This window comes from Alloprevotella sp. OH1205_COT-284 (genome assembly GCF_003859795.1).
In the GTDB taxonomy this organism is placed as follows: Bacteria; Bacteroidota; Bacteroidia; order Bacteroidales; family Bacteroidaceae; genus Alloprevotella.
On record NZ_RQYI01000040.1, the window covers coordinates 1 to 20,034 of the forward strand.

A 20,034-nucleotide genomic window follows, 5' to 3' on the forward strand; every position below is an offset into this window, starting at 1 on the left:
GTGGCCTATGGTTTTAGGGATGAAAGGTATTTTCTGTTAAGGCTATATGCGCTGCACGATTGCCGCATCACTCCAAATGTCGGATGAACCTCTTTTTTCTCGTTTCTTGAAAAAAACTTCTGTCGTTTTTGTGTTAAATGCTTTGATTCCTTTTAGAATGTAGTGGAAAGATTATACCTTTGCAATTGAGTATACCATATACTCATTTTTGAGAAAAAGAGGCGTTATGTCTTCTTCTTGCATGCTCGAAGCCTAGGAAACTTTCAATCATGTGACAAGAGAAGGTGTAATGGTCTCCACGCATATAGCGTGGGGCTGTTATCCCACATCTGTCACAAAAGGTTTTCCTAGGACCTGAGCATCAAGACGTGGATTATACAGTTCCACGCTTCTGTATGTTAAACTTTAAAGGTCTGGAGGGACTAAGACCTCAAGGAATTATTCATGGAAAAGGAGCTTGAGAGATGGTGTCACGATGTTGTGGACTTTTGTAACCCAAAAGCAGAACAACTGAACCTTGATTATTATTGTTTTCAAAGTGCTATGCCAACCTTTGAACCTGAATTGTTGGTTATAGGCATCAATCCAGGAGGATGTGGCCCTTTTAGGAAAGCGAGGACGAAAGATGAGCTAAGTCAAGGATATAACATATACGACGTACGAGAAGGTCATATATGTCTAGATAATCTGAAAATGGTGCACAAGCTATCGCGTGTCTTTACTACTCCATTGTTGCAAAACACATTAGCGACCGCTACAACGATGAACATCTATTACTTTAACACACAGAATGTACAAAAAATGAATTCGGTTCTAAACCAAGAGATACGGATGTTTTGTCAACAGAAATTGCGAGAGCTTATTCATATCGTTAAACCTAAGCATATCTTGTTCCTCTGTACAGAGCTAAAAGAATTAGCTGCCGTAGGTGTGACAGAAATTAAGAATTTAGGCAACTATACAAAGGTCGGAATGTTCGAAGGGGTTAAGACACTTGCGCTACCCAATCCTGGATTCTATCGTGCCTACTCCTATACTAATGGAGAAGCTATGGGAAAAATAATCACCGAATACCTTAATCTCTAAATTAAATCGAAATGGAAATGTCTAAGTTAAAGCAAAATGCAATCGAAGAAGCAAGTGCTGCAAAAAGTAACCCTCAGCAAACGATTATTATTCAACAGGCTGAAACAAAACAGAGTAATGGTCTAGGAGTTGCCGGCTTTGTGTTGGCACTTATCGGACTGTTATTCTGTTGGGTACCTATTCTAAACATCATACTTTGGATTTTGGGACTGACCCTTTCTTTTGTCGGAGTGTTTAAAAAGCCAAGAGGCTTAGCTATAGCAGGCTTGGGTATATCATGTGTTGCTATTATTATCACGATTAGCTTATTCGGATTGTTAGCAACAGCAATAGCAGCATCTTAAGTTGTTAACCTGTTCATATCCAATGTAATATGAAAAAATATATTAGTTGTGCAATTTTGGTGGCAGTGTTTTTTGTTTCTTTACTGTCTTCCTGCAAAGGCTTTGACCCTTACACTTCACTATCAGAATTAAGCGATAGTTTAAGAACGGCCTCTAACGACTCTATTGCTTTTTATTGTATCAAGGAGAAATATGCTGTATGGATACATGAAGAGAATGAAGTAGATGATAATTGGGGTTCAAAGCTACAAACATTGTATTACTACAATTTAGAGACTAAAGAAAGAGCAAAACTATTTACCACATTCAAGGATTCGGTAAATATATTTCCTAGTGAAAACCAAAAAGGAGAAATATCGGGAATTGGCAAAATAGGAGCTTCTAATGATAGTCTAGCAATATTGATCAATGACTTTGATGGGGATATTTTAATGCTTCCAATAAGTAAGAGGAAGCCTGTATCTATACTACGCTTAGGAAATGTGCTTGTAGATGATATTGAAGAAGATGTATTTTTACATTATGCAGTGGCAAATGGGCTGTATAGAGTACAAGAAAGAACCGGTTTGCCAGAAGATATACTGAACATATTCGAACATCCTTATTGGCTTGTCCAAAAATCTTATCTCTATGCAACCTCAGGGGAGCGCATTAGTATCGAACCTGAAGCTCAAATTATTGATATTAGAGGTGGAGGAACCCCCATTCAGATACCCGTAAAGATGTTAGAAGACATAGATAAACTTAAAAAGGAGCTAATAATAAAATTTGCTTATAGTATTGAAGATGTTGAACAAATTGCAAACAACTCTGTGAAATTCGATGAAACATTCAAGAGCGAAATATCGTCTAAAGAGTTACATTATTTTGCTTTGACTGTGCATTCTATTAAAGAAGTGAAAGATTTAGACCGTAAGGACGACCAGGGCAATTATGGCAAACGGCTGAAAATAGATGGAGAGAACTTTGCTATTTATACAAATGATAGAAGTTTTGACAAACTGAACTATCCATGCAGGGTTATTATTCAAGCAAAAGTACGCGATGTACAGAGAGTAATGGAAAATCCTTTTGCAGTTATGTTTGGTAGCATGTTAGGAGAAATTGGAGTTGATACCAACATCCGATTTAGCTTTACAAAGGCGAGTTTATTATATGTAGCAGATCAAGATTAAGTACTTTCGCTGCTAATTACAACTATTGATGATTTTTCTGTAAAAGATAAGGAGAGCGGTTTTATAGTTCTCCTTATCTCATTTTTCTGTCGTACAGTTCTCCATCAGCCTTTCCATATCCCTTGCAATCTTTTGGTCAGTGATTTGGGCGTAAATTTGCGTGCTAGCAATGGACGAATGTCCCATCATCTTGGCAATGCTCTCTATCGGAATGCCTGCCTCCAAAGTCAGTGTACCGAAGCTATGCCTCCCAACGTGGTAGCCCAGCGGAGTGCGAACGCCACACGCCAAGCCCACGGCCTTGAGATGGGAAAGCAGTTTGCCTTTACTCATCGTATCAGGAAATATCTTGTAATCCCTCTTGCTCTCCTCCTTGGTGTAAAGTGAAAGTATCTGCTCCGCTATCGGGTGTAGTGGGATTAGGCTCTCGACTTCTGTCTTTTGTCGTGTCTTGCGGATATATCGTTTTCCCTCACTATTCGTTTCGATTTGTGAGGCTCGCAGGCTCTGTAAGTCAGCAAATGCCAAACCCGTAAAGACAGAGAAAAGAAACATTCTTCGGCTTAGTTCTGCCCCTTCGTCCGGCAACGGGAAAGCCAAGAGCTTAACTAGTCTTCCCTTAAAAAGCCCTAACAAGCGAGAAGCCATGGATGGATGACTTCTCGCTTGTTAGGGCTTTTTAAGGGAAGACTACTTATAAATGAGGTTAAGGAGGGAATTTTACTTTTAATTGCTAACCCAAGACTGTTTGCCGATATTTTTGCAGACGACTGCCTTTGGCTACACGTCAAACGTGTTTTTTAGGGGGGGCAATAACTCATTATGTGGCTTCCCCAATGGTATTTTCGTAAAAACGTCGAAAAACCTACACTGTTCTTTTTATGTCGCTGAATTTCAGTGAAATGGGAGTGTATATGGCGGTGTTTCGATATACATTGACAGAAGCTAAGTCAATGACACACAGACAGAAATGAATGTAGACAGATTTTCCCAAAACCTACACTGTCTACATGGTTGCGGTTTCGGGCATCTGCACACTCTCGATGCCATGTGTAGGTTGTGATGACGAATGTAGTTGATTTCCCGTGTTGTCTACATTTGCAACGGTCTATATATCTGTGCCTTAATAAAGGCAGTGTAGACAATGTAGATAAAAATAAGAAAAACTCTTGGTAAGGGTTGAAAGTTGCTTGTTTTTTACGAAGAATGGCCTCACTTCCTCTTCGGCTTGTCCGAATAGGCTTTAATACGTCGGAACGTACTTTACCTAAGAAGTAGATTAAACGGAGTAACGAGTAGAAAAATCTATCACAGACCTAAATTGCACCGGCTCCCACTTGGTTTTCTTCTTGATGAACTTGGTTTTCGACATAGGCTGAAAGTCCTTTCCTGATGTATAGGTTTGCAATCGGGATTGGAATAGGCTTTTGCCGAGAGCTCAAAAAGGGGAGAGTAGCGGGCTATTTATGCAGACGGGTTTGGAAGACGAAACAGTTTTGGAAACTGTCTTCCAATTCTGTCTGACTGCGATTGAAGAGCGCAAAAACGGTGGAACCGCTACCCGACATTGAGGCATAGGCGGCTCCCATGTCGTACAGGGTTTGTTTTATTTCTGCGATTTCGGGATAATGCCGGAAAACGCTGTCTTCGAAGTCATTTTTCACGAGATCTTTCCATAGCTCGACGGGGTGCGAGATGATGTCGGGGAGACTCTGTGAAGACGGCTTGGGGCGCACCATGGAGTAGGCTTCTTTGGTGGAAACGTGGATGTCGGGCTTCACCAACACCAAGTTCCAGCCTCTGAGGTCGAAGTCGATGTGGGTTAATTCATCTCCGATGCCGGTGGCATAGGCCGGCCGTGCGTGATAGAAGAATGCACAATCGGCACCCAAGCGCGATAGGCGATATTGAATGTCTTCCTCGTCCATGCGCAGGTCGTATTTCTCGTTGAGCAAACGCAACATAAAAGCTGCATCGCTGCTGCCGCCTCCCAAACCGGCTCCGGAAGGGATGCTTTTATGCAGGCGAATCTCTATGGGAGGGAGTTGTTTGTAGTCTTCGCGCAGCTGATTGTAGACTTTTACGACAAGATTGTTGGACGAATCGCCGTCTAATGAAATCCCACTTTGGTGCAATCGGTAGGGTTGGTTGGAAGAGGGAAGAGATACGACTTCTAAGGTGTCGTGTAGGGGAATGGGATAGAAAATGGTCTCGATGTTATGATAGCCGTCTTCACGACGTTCCACAATATTCAGGCCGATGTTTATTTTGCAACAAGGATATACAATCATAGCTTGAAAGAGTGAGTGGGGTTGTTTTTATGGCATTCGCCGACTGTTTATTCGGAGGAGCGAAAAAGAGATGGGGAGTTTTGTGCTTAAACTACGGTAATGCAATGGCAATGGCCGAGGCGTGATGAGGCGGAATGCAGATTTCCGAATAGCCGTCTTGGCACAGGGTTATGGATGCCGGAGTGTCGGATATGATGTCCTTTCCGTCGAAAACTCCTTCGGGAAGTGAAAGAAATTCAAAAGCATGCTTGGGGATATGTACGCCGATGCGAGCTTCCGTTTCTCCGAAATTGGCGACGCAAAGGATCAACTCGTCGGGAGAGCGGCGCAAGAAAGCAAAATGGCGATCGGGGTTGAGCCCTCTTTCTCCTGCATAGTTGGTGTACATGAGGTCGTAGAACAAGCCTTTTTCGAGGGCAGGGTGCATCGTTCTTAATCTCAAAATGTGACGATAAAACTCGTAGATCTCCCATTCTTGATCGGTAAGTATGGCCTTGGCTTTGGGCGTTCCGGTTTTGCCCAACGGTGGCAATGAGGCCAGTTTGCGCAGGCTTTGAGGACTCCAATAATCGAAGATCGTGGTGCGGCCGTCATGCCCCGAAAAGCCCTCTTTGTCCATTCCTTGTTCGCCCAGTTCCTGACCTGCATAGATCATCACGGGATTGGTGCCCATGAAACATTCTACGACCAAGGCCGGAAAGGCTTTGCGAGGATCGCCGCAAAAGAAGGGGGAGGCGATGCGCTGTTCGTCGTGATTTTCGAGGAAATAGAGCATGTGCCGCTTGATGTCATCCACCTGCTGCCAGCAATGGGTGATGGCGCTTGCCGGTGCCTGATGGTTGATGACGGCACGAAGCGTATCGTAAAGTCCGACTTTATCGTAAAGATAGTCGAACTTTCCGTGGTGAATGTAGTTTCGATAAAGTGCGGGATTATAGACCTCGGCGATAAATTCGATGTGAGGATATTCCGCTTTTATTTTCGTAATGGCATAGTGCCAAAACTCGACCGGCACCATTTCCGCCATATCGCATCTGAACGCATCGACTCCCTTGGCCGCCCAAAAGCTCAAAATATGTGTCATTTTGAGCCATGTGTCGGGAATGGGGGAGAAGTGGGGGGAGCGGCCGGCGGAGTAGTCCACTCCGTAGTTGAGCTTAATCGTTTCGTACCAATCGTTTTGAGAAGGGCAGGCAGAAAAATGATCGTTTCCGGTGGCTTTGGCCGGGTGCTCCGAATAGGGGAGGGGCACTTCCGCTTCTTTGTTGATGTGGTCGAGGCAGAGAGAGACGCCTTGACAGTAGTAGAAGTTGTTGGAGGGCGAAAAGTGCATTTGAACGTCGTCGGATGCTCCCAAATCTTCCACACCTTTCGGAGCAACATCGGAATGATATTGTCGTGCAACGTGGTTGGGCACAAAGTCAATGATCACTTTAAGACCGGCTTGGTGAGTTCGCTCCACAAGATGCTCAAACTCTTTCATACGATGCGTGACATCGACCGCCAAGTCGGGATCGACATCGTAATAATCCTTAATGGCATAAGGCGATCCGGCTTTCCCCTTGACGACCCAAGGGTGGTCTTTTCGGATGCCGTGTTGGGAATAGTCGGTTTGGGTGGCATGCTCAATGATGCCGGTGTACCAAATGTGGGAAAAGCCGAAATCTCGAATGCGCTTTAATGCCGATTGGGTGAAATCATTCATCTTGGCAGACCCATTTTCTGAATATGAGCCTCCTTCTTTGTTGGCGGAAATGGGATTTCCGTATATTCGGGTGAAGACCTGATAGATGTTCATGTATTTCGAATGCGGAAGAGTATAAAATATGCCGATGCGCCATGCCTGCGGACATGACACATCGGCATCATCGTGAAAAATGAGGTCACATGTTCGTTCCTTTTACGACGACGTCGCCATTGCCATGGCAGATTTTGGAAATCATGCCTTGCAAAGCCTTTCCGGGGCCGCACTCGGTAAACTCTGTGGCACCTGCGGCCACCATGCTGTTGATCTCTTTCGTCCAGAGCACGGAAGCGGTCAGCTGAGAAATGAGGTTGGCTTTGATCTCTTCGGGCTCGGTGTGAGCCGCGCCGTCGACATTTTGGTAAACCGGGCATTTCGGGGTTTGAAATGTTGTTTCGTTGATCGCTGCCTCCAATTCTTCTTTGGCCGGCTGCATAAGCGGGGAGTGAAAAGCTCCGCTAACGGGAAGGATCAAGGCGCGTTTTGCTCCGGCTTCTTTGAGGCGGGTACATGCCGTTTCCACAGCTTCCTTTTCTCCGGAGATGACCAGCTGCCCGGGGCAGTTGTAGTTGGCGCAAATGACGACTTTTCCGGTTTCTTCGCTGACAGACTTGCAGATCTTTTCGATCTCTGCATCTTGCAGCCCGATGACGGCGGCCATGGTGCCGGGACGTGCATCGCAAGCGGCCTGCATGGCCAAAGCGCGCTTGGAAACGAGGCGAAGCCCGTCTTCAAATTTCAAACAGCCGGCGGCGGTGAGTGCCGAAAGTTCTCCCAAGGAGTGGCCGGCCACCATATCGGGGCGGAAGTCTTCGCCCAAACACAACGCACTGATCACGCTGTGCAGGAAAACTGCGGGTTGAGTGACTTTGGTTTGTTTGAGTTCCTCGTCGGTACCGCCGAACATGATGTCGGTGATTTTGAAACCGAGAATTTCGTTGGCTTTTTCAAAATAGTCTTTGGCAATGGGGTGATTTTCGTAAAGTTCTTTTCCCATACCCACAAACTGGGCACCCTGACCGGGGAAAACGTATGCTTTCATATTTTTTCTGATTAAAATTATTGCGATTCAATCTTGTGCGGGCGAAGAAAACCTTTCTTTTTGCCCATGAGGATGACAAATATAAGGAAAAACTACCGACTTATGAAGATTTCAATAAAAAAATAGTGTAATTGCATCGCCTCGGAAGTCGTTCTGAGAGTTATAGTTCAAAAAACATTCCCGAAACATGCGGCCGATGTGCCGACATGTTTCGGGAATGCCGAAAGATACCAAGTTGCTTATTTTTTCTTTTGTGCTGCTTTGTAACGCTTGTTCATTCCCTCGATCACTTCTTTGGTGAGGTTTAATTTCTCGTCCGCATACAGAAGATTGTCCCCCTGTTTGGCAACGATGATGCTATATCTTTTTTGCTTGTTGTAGTCTTTGAGGAATGACTTTAAGCTGTCGCGCAGGGTGTTGTTGAAGTGTTCTTGTTCGGAAGCCATTTGCTTGGTCAGCCGTTGTTCCAGCTGGGCACCGTCTTGTTGGAGCTTTTGAATGCGTTGTTGTGCGGCTTGCGCTTGTTCCTGAGAAGTAAAGCCGCCATTTTGCATTTTCTGTTGAAACTCCATGTACGCTTTTTCTATTTGGCTCATCTTGCCGGCCATTTGCGCTTCAAACTGCTTGCTCTTTGATTCGAGTTCGGTCTTTTGTTCAATGCAGAAGGTGTATTGTGTCAATAAGGAGTCGATTTCCACAAAAGCGATCTCTTTGTTGCCGGTGATGGGAGCGGCAGCTTTTTCCACTCCTTCTTTTTGAGGAGTTTTGGATTCGTCTTTGCAGCTTGTCGCAAATGCTAATGCCGACAAAGCAACTATCATTAAAGATTTGGAAGTCATGATGATGCGTATTATGTTGCGGAAAAGATAAAAAGTCAGAGCGAAGGATGTTCTTTAACGGCATGTGGGTTTTCGGTGCGACTCTCGCGGTCTTGGGTAGTGGCGCAATGCACTCCCTCGCGTGCAAGAGCTTTGTTCGAACTTACATGCCCATTTACAAATTTACCTTTGATAAAAATCCCCACAGAGAGCAACGCTACCGATATTCCAACAATAATTAATGTGGGGAGAAGTATCTTTTCCATAATAATTTTCTAAATTTGCGGTGCAAATATACCACAACCCGATTGAAATAACAAGTTTTTTGCACAATTTAAAATGTGGAAAAACAAACCTAATTCGACAAAAATATGATTAAACTTTCGCCTAAGGCCGTTTTTGATTGTTTTGCCATGATCAATGCGGTGCCCCGTCCCTCTAAAAGAGAAGAGAAAATACAAGCCTTTCTTGTGCAATTCGGAAAAGATTTGGGACTCGAAACGAAAATGGACGATGCCGGTAACGTGCTGATCAAGAAACCGGCCACTCCCGGCTATGAGCATTGCAAGACGGTGATTCTGCAAAGCCACCAAGACATGGTGTGTGAGAAAAACAAAGATGTGGAATTTGATTTCGACAATGACCCCATTCAAACCTATGTGGATGGTGAGTGGTTGAAAGCGAAAGGTACCACATTGGGAGCCGATGACGGTATCGGAATGGCGATGCAAATGGCTGTTCTTCAAGCCACGGATTTGAAGCACGGCCCTATCGAGTGTGTATTCACCAGCGATGAAGAAACGGGACTGACGGGAGCCATGGGGATGAAAGCCGGATTTATGTCGGGCGATTATCTGATCAACCTTGACTCCGAAGACGAAGGCCAGATTTTTGTGAGCTGTGCGGGTGGTGTGCGCACCGAAGCCACATTTACCATAGAAGAAGAAGCAATGCCCGAAAACTTCTGTGCCGTAAAACTCTACGTGAAAGGTTTGACGGGAGGACATTCGGGAGACGATATCAATAAAAAACGTGCCAATGCCAATAAACTTTTGGTGCGCTTCATTGATAATATGATGACAAAGACGGATGTGCGAATTATTGATATTCAAGCCGGCGGTTTGCACAACGCCATTCCTCGCGAAGCCACGGCCATCATTGCCGTTTCGTCCTCGTTCAAGGAGCAACTGAAAGACGAACTGAAAGTTTTTGAACACAACGCAAAAGAGGAGTTTTCGACAACGGAGCCGGATATGCTGATTGGCATGGAAGAAGCCGTCTGCCCTGAAAAATGTTTGGCCGAAATTCCGGCAAGACAAATGGTGAAGAGCCTCGTCGTTGTACACAATGGAGTTTTTGCGATGAGTCAAGACTTAGAGAATTTTGTGGAAACGTCGAGTAATTTGGCCAACATTCGTCGCCAAGGCAATCAAGTCATCGTTACGACTTCGCAGCGTTCGAGCGTAGCCAGCAATTTGGACAATATGGCTTCGATCGTGAGAGCGGCTTTTGAACTCGGAGGAGGTCAATGTGTGACCAACGAGGGTTATCCCGGTTGGAAGATGAATCCCAACAGCGAGATCCTCAAAGTGGCGGTAGACAGTTATAAGCGCATCTTCTCCAAAGAGCCTTTGATCTTAGCCATTCATGCCGGTTTGGAGTGTGGATTGTTTAGTGAGAAATATCCTCATTTGGACATGATCAGTATCGGCCCCACGATGCGCGGAGTACACTCGCCCGACGAACGTTTGTTGATTCCGACGGTTCAATTGGTTTGGGATCATTTGGTAGATATTCTTCAAAACATTCCGGCTCGGTAATAATATCCGCTTTCCGATCAGCCTGCTCGGCATTTCTCTTTTTCTTTCTTTGAAAGACGGGGAGAAATGCCGGAGGCGGATGTGGAGGAGAATTTGTGCTTGAAGCCGAATTTGAAGCCAAAAATAAAATCTCGTTTTTTCGTGAAACGTTTTTTCCTTTTTATTGTAAATATAGTGCTGTGTGTCCTTCTCTACTCTTGTTTGAGTGAGGAGGACTACACGCTTGATGCGTCTGCCCGCTTGACTTTCTCTACCGACACTTTGTCGTTTGACACGGTCATTGCGGGAGAACCGACCGGTACGCATACGTTTCAAGTTTTCAATCATCATTCGAAAGGTATTCGTATCCGTCGGATTTATTTGGAAAAGGGCAAGTCTTCTTTTTTTCGCCTCAACATTGATGGGGTTTCCTTGAAAGAGGGAGAAACAACGGATTTGGAGATTTTGGGCGGAGACAGTCTGCGAATTTTTGCAGAATTGACCGCCCCCGTTACCGATTCGAATCTGCCGAGCGCACTTGAAGAAACTTTGTTCTTTCAGTTGGAGAGCGGAGTTTTGCAAAAAATGATGTTGAAGGGTAGCGGTCAGCGCGTTACGATAATGAGAAGCGTTGTGCTTAAAAAAGACACCGTGCTCTCTTCCGAACGTCCCTATCAAATTTTTGACAGTTTGGTCGTTGATGAAGGAGTTACCTTAACGTTGTCTTCGGGGTGCCGTTTGTGGTTTCACCCAACGGCCTCTTTGATCGTTCGCGGCAGATTATTGGCAGAAGGTACGCTTCAAGCACCGATCGAAATGAGAGGCGATCGGTTGGGGAATATGTTTTCCAACCAGCCTTATGACCGTATCCCCAACCAATGGGGAGGAGTGGTGTTTGCTTCGACCAGCACCGAAAACAAATTGAACTATTGTGATATTCACAGCGGTGCATTTGGCATCCGATGTGATTCCGCCGATGCCACACCTCTTAAACTGCTGTTGGAAAACTCGATCATACACAATGTAGAGGCGGAGGCTTTCTCTTCCAAAATGTGCAACACAATCGTGGGAAATACCCAAATCACGAATGCCGGAGGCGATTGTGTCAGGCTGATAGGAGGAAAGCATTCTTTCACCCATTGCACCATCGGCCGTTTTTACGTGTTTCAAGGACAGGGAGGAGTGGCCGTGAGGTTTTCCAATCATGACGGAGGAAAGCGTTTCCCCTTGTGGCAGGCAGATTTCAGTAATTGTCTGATTACCGGATATTCGTCCGATGACATCATGGGCGAACCGTCTGCACGCTACAAAGATGAGCCTTTCAACTATAAATTCAATCATTGTTTGCTCAATACGCCCAAGACCGAGGATAAAAATCTGATAAAGTGCCTTTTTGAAGAAGAACTGCCGGACGATCAGGGGAAAGCGAAGCATTTTTCTCCCGGCTTCGACCTGAAAAAGCTGCTTTTTTCTTTCCTGCTTTCTCCGCACTCTTCGGCCGTAAACAAAGCCGACCCTGCGGTTTCCCGCACCTTATATCCCCATGATCGTTTGGGGAACAATCGCTTCCTCGACGGAACACCCGACATCGGATGTTATGAAGCCCTACCGCTCTCCACAGAAAAATAATAATCATGCCGCAACCTCAAAAAAAATACAGCACCAACAGAGCGAAAACAGCACAAGTTCAAGATCAATTCGGCCGCTTGCAGCCGCAGGACTTGGAGTTTGAAAAAGTAGTTCTTGGAGCTTTGTTGCTCGAAAAAGATGCTTATTCCATTGTCAGTGAGATCTTGAAGCCCGAAAGTTTTTATGATCCGCGGCATAAAATCATTTTCGACGCCGTGCGCAGATTGAACATCGAGCAGAAACCTCTCGATTTGCTCACTGTTTCCGAACAGCTTCGCTCCACCAACCAATTTGAAGAAGCCGGAGGCCCCGTTTATTTGGCACAGCTCACGCAAGGAGTCGTTTCTTCGGTACACATTGAGTATCATGCCCGCATCATCGCGCAGAAAGCCACCGCTCGCGAACTCATCAGTTACACCGGAAATATCCAAGATAAGGCCTTCGACCCCACGCAAGACATCGATGAACTGATGCAAGAGGCGGAAGGAAAACTCTTTGAACTTTCGCAACTCAACTTAAAGAAAGATTACAGTCAGATAGATGTCATCATCAACGACGCCTATGAAATGTTGCACAAGGCGGCGGCTCGCAGCGATGGCATGTCGGGTATTGCATCCGGTTTTCATCAGTTGGACAAGATGACTTCCGGTTGGCAAAACTCCGATTTGGTAATTCTTGCCGCACGCCCGGCCATGGGTAAAACCGCTTTTGCCTTATCCATGGCCAAGAACATCGCCATAGATCAAGGCATTCCGGTGGCATTGTTTTCTTTGGAAATGTCCAACGTTCAGCTTGTCAATCGTCTGATTGTGAATACTTGCGAAATACGCGCCGAGAAAATAAAAAGCGGACAGCTCGAACCCTATGAATGGGCACAATTGGACAATAAAATCAAAGATTTGTATGGTAAGCCCATGTTTGTGGACGATACCCCTTCGCTTTCTGTATTCGAGCTTCGCACCAAAGCGCGGCGATTGGTGAGAGAGCATGGGGTGAAGTTGATCATGATCGACTATTTGCAGCTGATGAATGCTTCGGGCATGAGCTTCGGAAGCCGTCAAGAAGAAGTTTCCACCATTAGCCGGTCGCTAAAAGGCCTTGCCAAAGAACTCAATATCCCGATTTTGGCACTTTCGCAACTTAACCGCGGAACGGAAAACCGAGTGGGCAGCACCCCCGGAACGACCAATGAAGCGAAACGTCCTCAACTTTCCGATTTGCGAGAATCGGGTGCCATTGAGCAAGATGCCGACATGGTGTTGTTTATTCACCGACCGGAATATTATCGTATTTTCAAAGACGACCAAGGCAATGATTTGCGCGGAAAGGCAGAAATCATTATTGCAAAACACCGTAACGGTGCCGTTGGCGATATTTTGCTGACGTTTAAAGGGCAGTATGCCCGTTTTGAAAATCCGGACGATAGCATCGCCGAACCTTTACCCGGAGAAAACGTCGCTTTGCCCATGTCGGGCGGAAGCATCGCCATGGATGATGACTTCCAACTCTCGGACGTCCCTCCGTTTCCCGATGCTCCTTTCTCCGGAATGTCTGCCGAACAGGTGCCTTTCTAAACACTGTTTATCATCAAAATTCTGCAACTGCTTTCCTTTACCGTGTTTAGGGAGTATTGCTGTTCGACAAACTTCAACACCGCATAAAAATCTTGTCCGAAGCCTCGTGTCGTGGGGCTTCGGGCTTTCTTTTTCAAAAAGCAGCCTCCTCGCGTCAAATAAAGACGTTTCTTGTGTTTCGGTGATTTTACTTGCTCTTGCCCAAATTTTGCATTCATCTTTCTGAGGATTTTCCATAAAAACGACAAAATCCGTATGGTGATGCCGCAGCAAAACCACATCTCCACCACAACAAAGTCGAGGCAAAACTACACCCTATTTTCTCTGATGTGTTCGAACGAACCTTGGGCAATACGTCAAACGTGGTTTTTAGAGGGGCAATCGCTCGTTATGCGGGCCTCTCCAAGGTTCTTTTCGTAAAAATGCCGAAAAACATACACTACGCGTTTCATCTCACTGAAATTCAGCGAAATGAAAGTGTATACAACAAATTGTTAAGTCAATGACACACAGATAGAAATGAATGTAGACAGATTTTCCCAAAACCTACACTGCCTACACGAACGATTTCGCGCCTTTGCACGTCTTCCCGACGCAGTGTGTAGGTTGCAGCAACGAATGTAGGTAATTTTCCGCATTGTCTACATTCGCAACCATCTATATATCTACAACTTAACAAGGAAAGTGTAGACAATGTAGACAAAAATAAGAAAAACTCTCTGTATAGGCTGAAAGTTGCTCTTTCACGAAGAATGGCCTCACCTTCTCTTCGATTTGTACGGATATGTTTTTAATGCGTCGGAACACCATCTTACTCCGAAAGCTGTGTAAACGAAGTAACGAGCAGAAAAATCTACTCGTTACTTAAAAATTTCTACTCGTTATGTAGAAATATCTGTCACTGATCTAATTTTCATAAACTCTCGCTTGCTTCTTTTTTCAATGAATTGGGCTTTCGATATTGTCTGAAAAGGTCTTTTCTCATGTATGGTGTCTTTTGCTGTCAGAAATAGAATTTAATATGCCGACAGACCGTTTCGAGGTTCTCGGTCGTGAGTTTTGCTGTGGTTTAGGGCGCATCAAAGTAGGCTGATCATAGCCACTTCAACAAGCTCAGTATGATCGGTGTCAATATGGCGGTGAGCAAACCGTTGAGAATTAAACCTACTCCGGCGAATGCTCCATATTTTGCACCGGTTTCCATTGCTCTTGATGTGCCGACGGCATGAGAAGCCGTACCCATACTCAACCCTTGGGCTATGGGACTTTTGACCCTGCCTACCTGCAACACGCGAAAACCACAGACGGCTCCGAAAAGTCCGACACTGACGACGATGGCAGCTGTCAGCGAAGGGATGCCTCCTTGTGCAGCCGCCACTTCCATGGCTATGGGGGTGGTGACGCTCTTGGGGGCAATACTGACAACGACCGTTTCCGAAGCTCCGAGCCATTTGGCGGTCACGACGACCGACACAATTCCCACCACGCAACCCACCAACTGTGACAAGAGAATGGGAATGATCTGTTTGCGAATGACTTTGAGCTGTAAATACAGCGGCACGCCCAAGGCTACGATGGCAGGTTTGAGCCAAAAGTCGATTTGAGAACCGGCTTTGCTGTATGTGGCGTAACTGATGCCCGTGGCTTTCAAAAAAATGATCAAAGCGGCAATGGTCAGCAATATCGGATTTAGTGCTACCCGGCCGGTGTGTTGTTGCAGTTTCTTGGCTGCAAAATAGGTGGAAAAGGTTATGGCGATCAGTACAAAGTTATTTTCGAGAATTTCCATGACGACGTGCAATTTGATGTGTCCAACCGGTAGCGAGTAATACAAGTATGGTGCTGATGATTGTGGCTATCGTGATCGGCCAAAATTCGGCGGCAATCACATCGAAGTAGAGCATCAACGCCACGCCGGGAGGCACAAAGAAAAATCCGAGATTACTGACGAGAAAGTCGGATATTCCTTTTACCCATTCTATCTTTATCCACCCCATTTGGAGAAATGCGGTGAGGAGAAGCATTCCGACGATGCTTCCCGGAAAACTGATGCCCGTCAGCCAAACCAGAGCTTCTCCAAGTGCCAGACAGCTGAAAATAATCATACATTGTTTGACCATTATGTTTCGATTTTATAGATGTGTTGTATCGGGAGTTTTTCTCAAAAACATCAAAGCATACGCGAGGTGCGTATGCTCGAAGTCTTGGAAGGGAAAAGAGAGCAATGATGCTTTATGCACAAATGCTTAAAGAGAGGATTGTCCATAAAAGCAACGTGAAAAGAGGCTTGCGGCGTGTTCAAAATCAGATGCTTGAAACGCGCATGATGTCGGCGAAAACCCCCGCCGCAGTGACGGCCGCTCCGGCTCCGTAGCCTTGGATCAGCATGGGGGTGTCGTATCGCTCGGTGGTGAGGCAGACGATGTTGTTGGAACCTTCGAGTTCATAGAGCGGATGCCCCTGAGGAATTTCCTTCAAACCTACGCTGCCCTTGCCGTTTTTCCATTCGGCCACGAAACGCCAACATTTTTTTTCGGCTTCGAGGCGTTTCCGTTCCGCTTCAAATTGCCCGTCGAGCGAAGGGAGGTTTTTCCAGAAATCATCGGGCGAACCTTCAAACATGGATTGCGGCAAAAACAAATTGGCTTTGATGTCGGATGTTTCTACCCGATAACCGCTTTCTCTGGCCAAAATGGTGATTTTTCGGATCACGTCCATACCGCTCAAATCTATGCGCGGATCCGGTTCGCTAAATCCGTTTTCTTTGGCCAGTCGCACGGTTTCTGACAGAGGAATGTCTTCCGAAAGCGTGTTGAACACGAAGTTGAGCGTTCCCGACAAGACGGCCTCTATGCCGATCACTCTGTCGCCGGAGGCGATGAGATCGTTGATTGTGTTGATAATGGGGAGGCCGGCACCGACGTTGGTTTCATAGAGGAATTTTACGCCACGGTCGCGTGCCAAGTCTTTGAGCCGACAATAATCGTCATAGCTGCCCGAAGCCGCAATTTTGTTGGCCGTCACAACGCTGACGTTGTTGTCGATCAGCTGTGGATAGTAGGCCGCCACTTCTTCGGAAGCCGTGCAGTCCACGAAGACGGAGTTGAAGATGTTCATGCGGAGAATTTCCTCCATCATGTGGGCAATGCCGCCGGGAGAGTCGCTTGCCGCCAGAGCTTCGGCATAGCGATGCGGATCGATTCCTTCTCGATCGTAAACGGCTGCCGATCGGCCGCTGATGCCCACTACGTTTACTTTCAACCCCCGTTGCTTGCGGAGCATGTCGCTTTGAGCCGCGATTTGTTCGAGTAATTTTCCTCCCACGGTGCCCGTGCCGCAAAGAAAGACGTTGAGTTCTTCGTAATCGCGCAGGAAGAAAGAGTCGTGCAACACATTGAGGGCTTTGCGCAACTGACTTCGTTCGACCACAAAAGAAACGCTCGTTTCCAATGCTCCGAGCGCAACGGCGCAGACACCGACACCATTTCGTCCGAGTACGGAAAAAAGTTTCCCGACCGTTCCGGTTTGGTGACGGAGGTTTTCGCCGACGACGGCAATGGTTGCCAACTCATCGCGACAATGGGTCGGATTCATGGCTCCGTCTTCAATTTCGAGGGCAAATTCGGCGTCCAGTATTTCGCAAGCACGAGCGGCATCGGAGGGAGTGACACAAAGAGAAGTGGAGGTTTCGGATGCAGCTTGTGCCACCATGAAAACGCTGATTCCGGCTGCGGCCAAGGTTGAGAAAATGCGCCGATTGACGCCGATGACGCCGACCATTGACATTCCGCTGACGGTGACGACGGAAGTTTCGTTTACCGAAGAAATTCCTCTGATCAAACGCTCGCTTTTTGCCGCCTTTTGGGTAATGATGGTTCGAGCGCCTTCGGGATTGAAGGTGTTGCGCACGAAAATGGGGATGTTCTTGGAGCAGACGGGATAAATGGTGGGAGGGTAAATCACTTTTGCGCCGAAGTTGCACAATTCGGTGGCTTCGCTATAAGAGAGAGACTCGATGGTGCATGCCGTGGGGATCACTCTCGGGTCGGCCGTCATGAAGCCATCTACGTCTGTCCATATTTCAAGAGCCTCTGCGTCGAGTGCGGCCGCAAGAATGGCAGCCGTGTAGTCGGAACCTCCGCGTCCGAGATTGGTGGTACGATGAGTTTCGACATCACGCGAGATAAAACCGCCCAAAACGGTAACGGAAGCAAGAGGCGAAAAAGCCGATAGAATGCGTTGATGAGTGGTTTCGAAATCAACGATGTTTTTCTCTCCCTGACGACAAGTGGTGATGATGTTTCGGGCATCCAGATGAGTAGCGTTTTCAATCAGTTCCGACACGATGAGCGAAGAAATCCGTTCGCCATAGGCCACGATGGCATCGGACGTTTTCGGTGTCAGTTCGCGAATGAGGCTCACTCCTTTCAGAATGCTGGACAGTTCGGTGAAATGTTGTTCGACAAGAGCCGTGAGTTTGCCCCGGCGTTCCGGCGCGATCACCTCTTCTATCATCTCATGGTGACGCTTGCTGAGCATCGAGAGTTTTTCGAGATAAGAAAGATCGTTTTCCGCAGCGAGGCGCGAAAGCAAGATGAGCTGATCGGTGACGCCACCGAGTGCCGAAACAACGACAATGGTAGGAGAAGTTTCGGCCTCAACTATTTTTTTTACGTTTAGTATCGAGGACGGAGTACCAACAGACGTACCGCCGAATTTTAGAACTTTCATGACAGAAGCTAAAAAGAATATAAAGATTGGTAAACAGCATCGCTGCAACATGATGCAACGAGAATGCATTGGGAAAGGAAGCCGATAAGCAGATCAAAGTTTTACCTTGATTTTGACCGGTTTTGACTCGTTGTGAAGTCGGTCGAGTGCCGTGATGACAAAGGTGTATTTCTCGTGTCCGAACTCATAGGGCAGTTTATAGAGCGTGTTGGGCGTAACGGCCATGATATGGGTGGAGGAGTTGAGGTCTATTTTTTTTCCGCGTTCGAAACAATAGACCACATAGAGTTTTGCGGCGTCCATTTCCGATTTGGCTTTCGGAGCCGTCCAAAACAAGTAGTACCCGTCCGGCATCCACATCTTTTTTACCTTTCGAGGAGCACGAGGTGCCTTGTCGTCGATGAAAGGCATGAGCGGCATGAGAGCGGGCGTGAGATGATAGTTGTTTTGCAATTCGTAGGCATAATTTCCTTCATTGCGCACAACTGCGGCCGAGTACCACAAGCAGCTGCCTTTGATTTGGGGAAACTGTCGTTGTAGTTCAAATTTGGCGGACATCTGGTTGATTGTGGGATTGTTGAGGTCGCGAGCACGAACGGTTCGTCCCACGTCTTGCCCGATGATGAGCGGACGGTTGCCGCTGTGTTTTGCCCACCAGCGCACGAGGCGGTCGTAGTCGGCGGCAGAGTGCCCGATTTCCCAATAGAGCTGTGGCACCACATAGTCCACCCAACCCTGATTGATCCAATACAGCACGTCGGCATAGAGATCGTCATAATTTTGCAGACCTTTCGTTTCGCTGCCCGGTATTCTGTCTGTGGGCGTGAGATTGTGGTAGATACCGAAAGGCGATACCCCGAACTTCACCCACGGTTTGGTGCTGTGAACAGTTTGGTAGAGCATCTTGATGAATGAATTGACGTTGTAGCGTCGCCATTCGGCCTTGTCGGTAAATCCATTGCGATTGGCTTGGAAAGTGAGGTCGTCGGGAATGGGTTGTCCGGCGGCAGGATAGGGGTAGAAGTAGTCGTCTATATGAAGCCCGTCCACATCGTAGCGACGAACGATGTCGGCCGCCACTTGGCAGATGTAGTTTTGGTTTTCGAGTCGGCCGGGATCGAAGATGATCAGCCCGTCGTATTTGAAGAAGCGATCGGGATTGAGGTTGTATGGGTGTTGAACGGACAACTCGGATGTTCCTTTCGTTTTGGCGCGAAAGGGATTGATCCAAGCGTGGAGTTCCATGCCGCGTTCGTGGCATTCTTCCACCATCCAAGCCAAGGGATCCCAGCCCGGATTTTTACCTTGACGGCCGGTCAGAAATCGGCTCCAAGGCTCAAACGTACTTTCATAGAGCGCATCGGCTTCTGCGCGTACTTGAAACATCACCACATTGACTCCCACTGCCTTCAAAACATCGAGCTGATGTCGGAGATTAGCTTGCATCTCTTCGCGACTCATGCCTTGAAATTGCTCATTGACACATTGTATCCATGCTCCGCGCATTTCGCGTTTGGGGGCTTCAAAGGGATTTTGGGCACGACTTGCCGAAAAGGTCAGAAGAAAGAAGAAAAGGAGTATATATGATTTCATGATGAAGTTTGCTATGATTCGAAAAGAAACAACCACAAAAATACGACAATGCAACGGATTACACAATATTTGCTCTTCAAAAGAAAAGAGAAGCCTCCATGAAATGCGGGAAAAGGCATTTGTGCGAGATAAAACCACGCCTCACCGCTATGCCAAGGGCTGTGTGGCAGCCGCGCATCGGGAGGGGAAGGCAAATGGTGAGTATGTT

Annotated in this window: 15 protein-coding genes and 1 pseudogene; 6 read left to right on the forward strand and 10 right to left on the reverse strand. The window is 46.7% G+C overall.

Going from position 1 to position 20,034, the window contains the following annotated elements; all coding sequences use genetic code 11:
- Window positions 1–444: 444 nt before the first annotated feature.
- From EII14_RS08410 to EII14_RS08420, 3 genes are read left to right on the forward strand one after another with little or no spacing between them, the layout of a single operon-like run.
- Window positions 445–1,086 (forward strand): hypothetical protein, encoded by a 642-nt coding sequence (locus EII14_RS08410; protein WP_078737601.1) that lies wholly within the window; start codon window positions 445–447, stop codon window positions 1,084–1,086.
- Window positions 1,087–1,103: 17 nt separating this feature from the next.
- Window positions 1,104–1,430, forward strand: coding sequence for a hypothetical protein (locus EII14_RS08415; RefSeq protein ID WP_124932091.1), 327 nt, complete (start codon window positions 1,104–1,106; stop codon window positions 1,428–1,430).
- Between the two features lie 29 nt (window positions 1,431–1,459).
- Complete coding sequence (locus EII14_RS08420; protein WP_124932092.1) at window positions 1,460–2,605, forward strand: hypothetical protein; 1,146 nt, start codon at window positions 1,460–1,462, stop codon at window positions 2,603–2,605.
- A gap of 78 nt (window positions 2,606–2,683) precedes the next feature.
- Here EII14_RS08420 and EII14_RS08425 read toward each other — a convergent pair.
- The 6 genes and pseudogenes from EII14_RS08425 to EII14_RS08450 all read right to left on the reverse strand — a co-directional run.
- Window positions 2,684–3,232 (reverse strand): annotated as a pseudogene (locus EII14_RS08425) (site-specific integrase); the annotation flags it as partial.
- Between the two features lie 833 nt (window positions 3,233–4,065).
- Window positions 4,066–4,896: a 4-(cytidine 5'-diphospho)-2-C-methyl-D-erythritol kinase gene (gene ispE / locus EII14_RS08430; protein ID WP_124932093.1), complete on the reverse strand. Its 831-nt coding sequence runs from the start codon at window positions 4,894–4,896 to the stop codon at window positions 4,066–4,068.
- Window positions 4,897–4,987: 91 nt separating this feature from the next.
- Window positions 4,988–6,694, reverse strand: coding sequence for an alpha-amylase family glycosyl hydrolase (locus tag EII14_RS08435; protein WP_124932094.1), 1,707 nt, complete (start codon window positions 6,692–6,694; stop codon window positions 4,988–4,990).
- Window positions 6,695–6,779: 85 nt separating this feature from the next.
- On the reverse strand, window positions 6,780–7,682 hold the full coding sequence (fabD, locus tag EII14_RS08440) for an ACP S-malonyltransferase (protein ID WP_124932095.1): 903 nt from the start codon (window positions 7,680–7,682) through the stop codon (window positions 6,780–6,782).
- Window positions 7,683–7,921: 239 nt separating this feature from the next.
- Window positions 7,922–8,521 carry an OmpH family outer membrane protein gene (locus tag EII14_RS08445; protein ID WP_124932096.1) on the reverse strand — a complete coding sequence of 200 codons (600 nt, stop codon included), beginning with the start codon at window positions 8,519–8,521 and terminating at the stop codon, window positions 7,922–7,924.
- A gap of 35 nt (window positions 8,522–8,556) precedes the next feature.
- A complete protein-coding gene (locus EII14_RS08450; RefSeq protein WP_124932097.1) occupies window positions 8,557–8,766 on the reverse strand; it encodes a hypothetical protein in 210 nt (69 codons plus the stop codon).
- A 105-nt stretch (window positions 8,767–8,871) separates the two neighbouring features.
- On the opposite strand from EII14_RS08450, the gene EII14_RS08455 reads away from it, so the two are divergent.
- The 3 genes from EII14_RS08455 (at window position 8,872) to dnaB (ending at window position 13,502) form a co-directional block, all read left to right on the forward strand.
- Window positions 8,872–10,320: an aminoacyl-histidine dipeptidase gene (locus EII14_RS08455; protein ID WP_124932098.1), complete on the forward strand. Its 1,449-nt coding sequence runs from the start codon at window positions 8,872–8,874 to the stop codon at window positions 10,318–10,320.
- A gap of 141 nt (window positions 10,321–10,461) precedes the next feature.
- Window positions 10,462–11,928, forward strand: coding sequence for a hypothetical protein (locus EII14_RS08460; protein WP_124932099.1), 1,467 nt, complete (start codon window positions 10,462–10,464; stop codon window positions 11,926–11,928).
- Between the two features lie 5 nt (window positions 11,929–11,933).
- On the forward strand, window positions 11,934–13,502 hold the full coding sequence (gene dnaB / locus EII14_RS08465) for a replicative DNA helicase (protein WP_124932100.1): 1,569 nt from the start codon (window positions 11,934–11,936) through the stop codon (window positions 13,500–13,502).
- Window positions 13,503–14,595: 1,093 nt separating this feature from the next.
- Here the strand turns inward: dnaB and EII14_RS08470 are convergent.
- From EII14_RS08470 to EII14_RS08485, 4 genes are all read right to left on the reverse strand, one after another.
- Window positions 14,596–15,291 carry an LrgB family protein gene (locus tag EII14_RS08470; protein ID WP_124932101.1) on the reverse strand — a complete coding sequence of 232 codons (696 nt, stop codon included), beginning with the start codon at window positions 15,289–15,291 and terminating at the stop codon, window positions 14,596–14,598.
- Complete coding sequence (locus EII14_RS08475; RefSeq protein WP_124932102.1) at window positions 15,272–15,622, reverse strand: CidA/LrgA family protein; 351 nt, start codon at window positions 15,620–15,622, stop codon at window positions 15,272–15,274. The genes EII14_RS08470 and EII14_RS08475 overlap by 20 nt, the downstream gene beginning before the upstream one ends.
- A 184-nt stretch (window positions 15,623–15,806) precedes the next feature.
- Window positions 15,807–18,233, reverse strand: a complete 2,427-nt coding sequence (gene thrA / locus EII14_RS08480; RefSeq protein WP_124932103.1) for a bifunctional aspartate kinase/homoserine dehydrogenase I — start codon at window positions 18,231–18,233, stop codon at window positions 15,807–15,809.
- A 93-nt stretch (window positions 18,234–18,326) separates the two neighbouring features.
- Window positions 18,327–19,826: a glycoside hydrolase family 10 protein gene (locus EII14_RS08485; protein ID WP_124932104.1), complete on the reverse strand. Its 1,500-nt coding sequence runs from the start codon at window positions 19,824–19,826 to the stop codon at window positions 18,327–18,329.
- Between the last annotated feature and the right edge of the window lie 208 nt (window positions 19,827–20,034).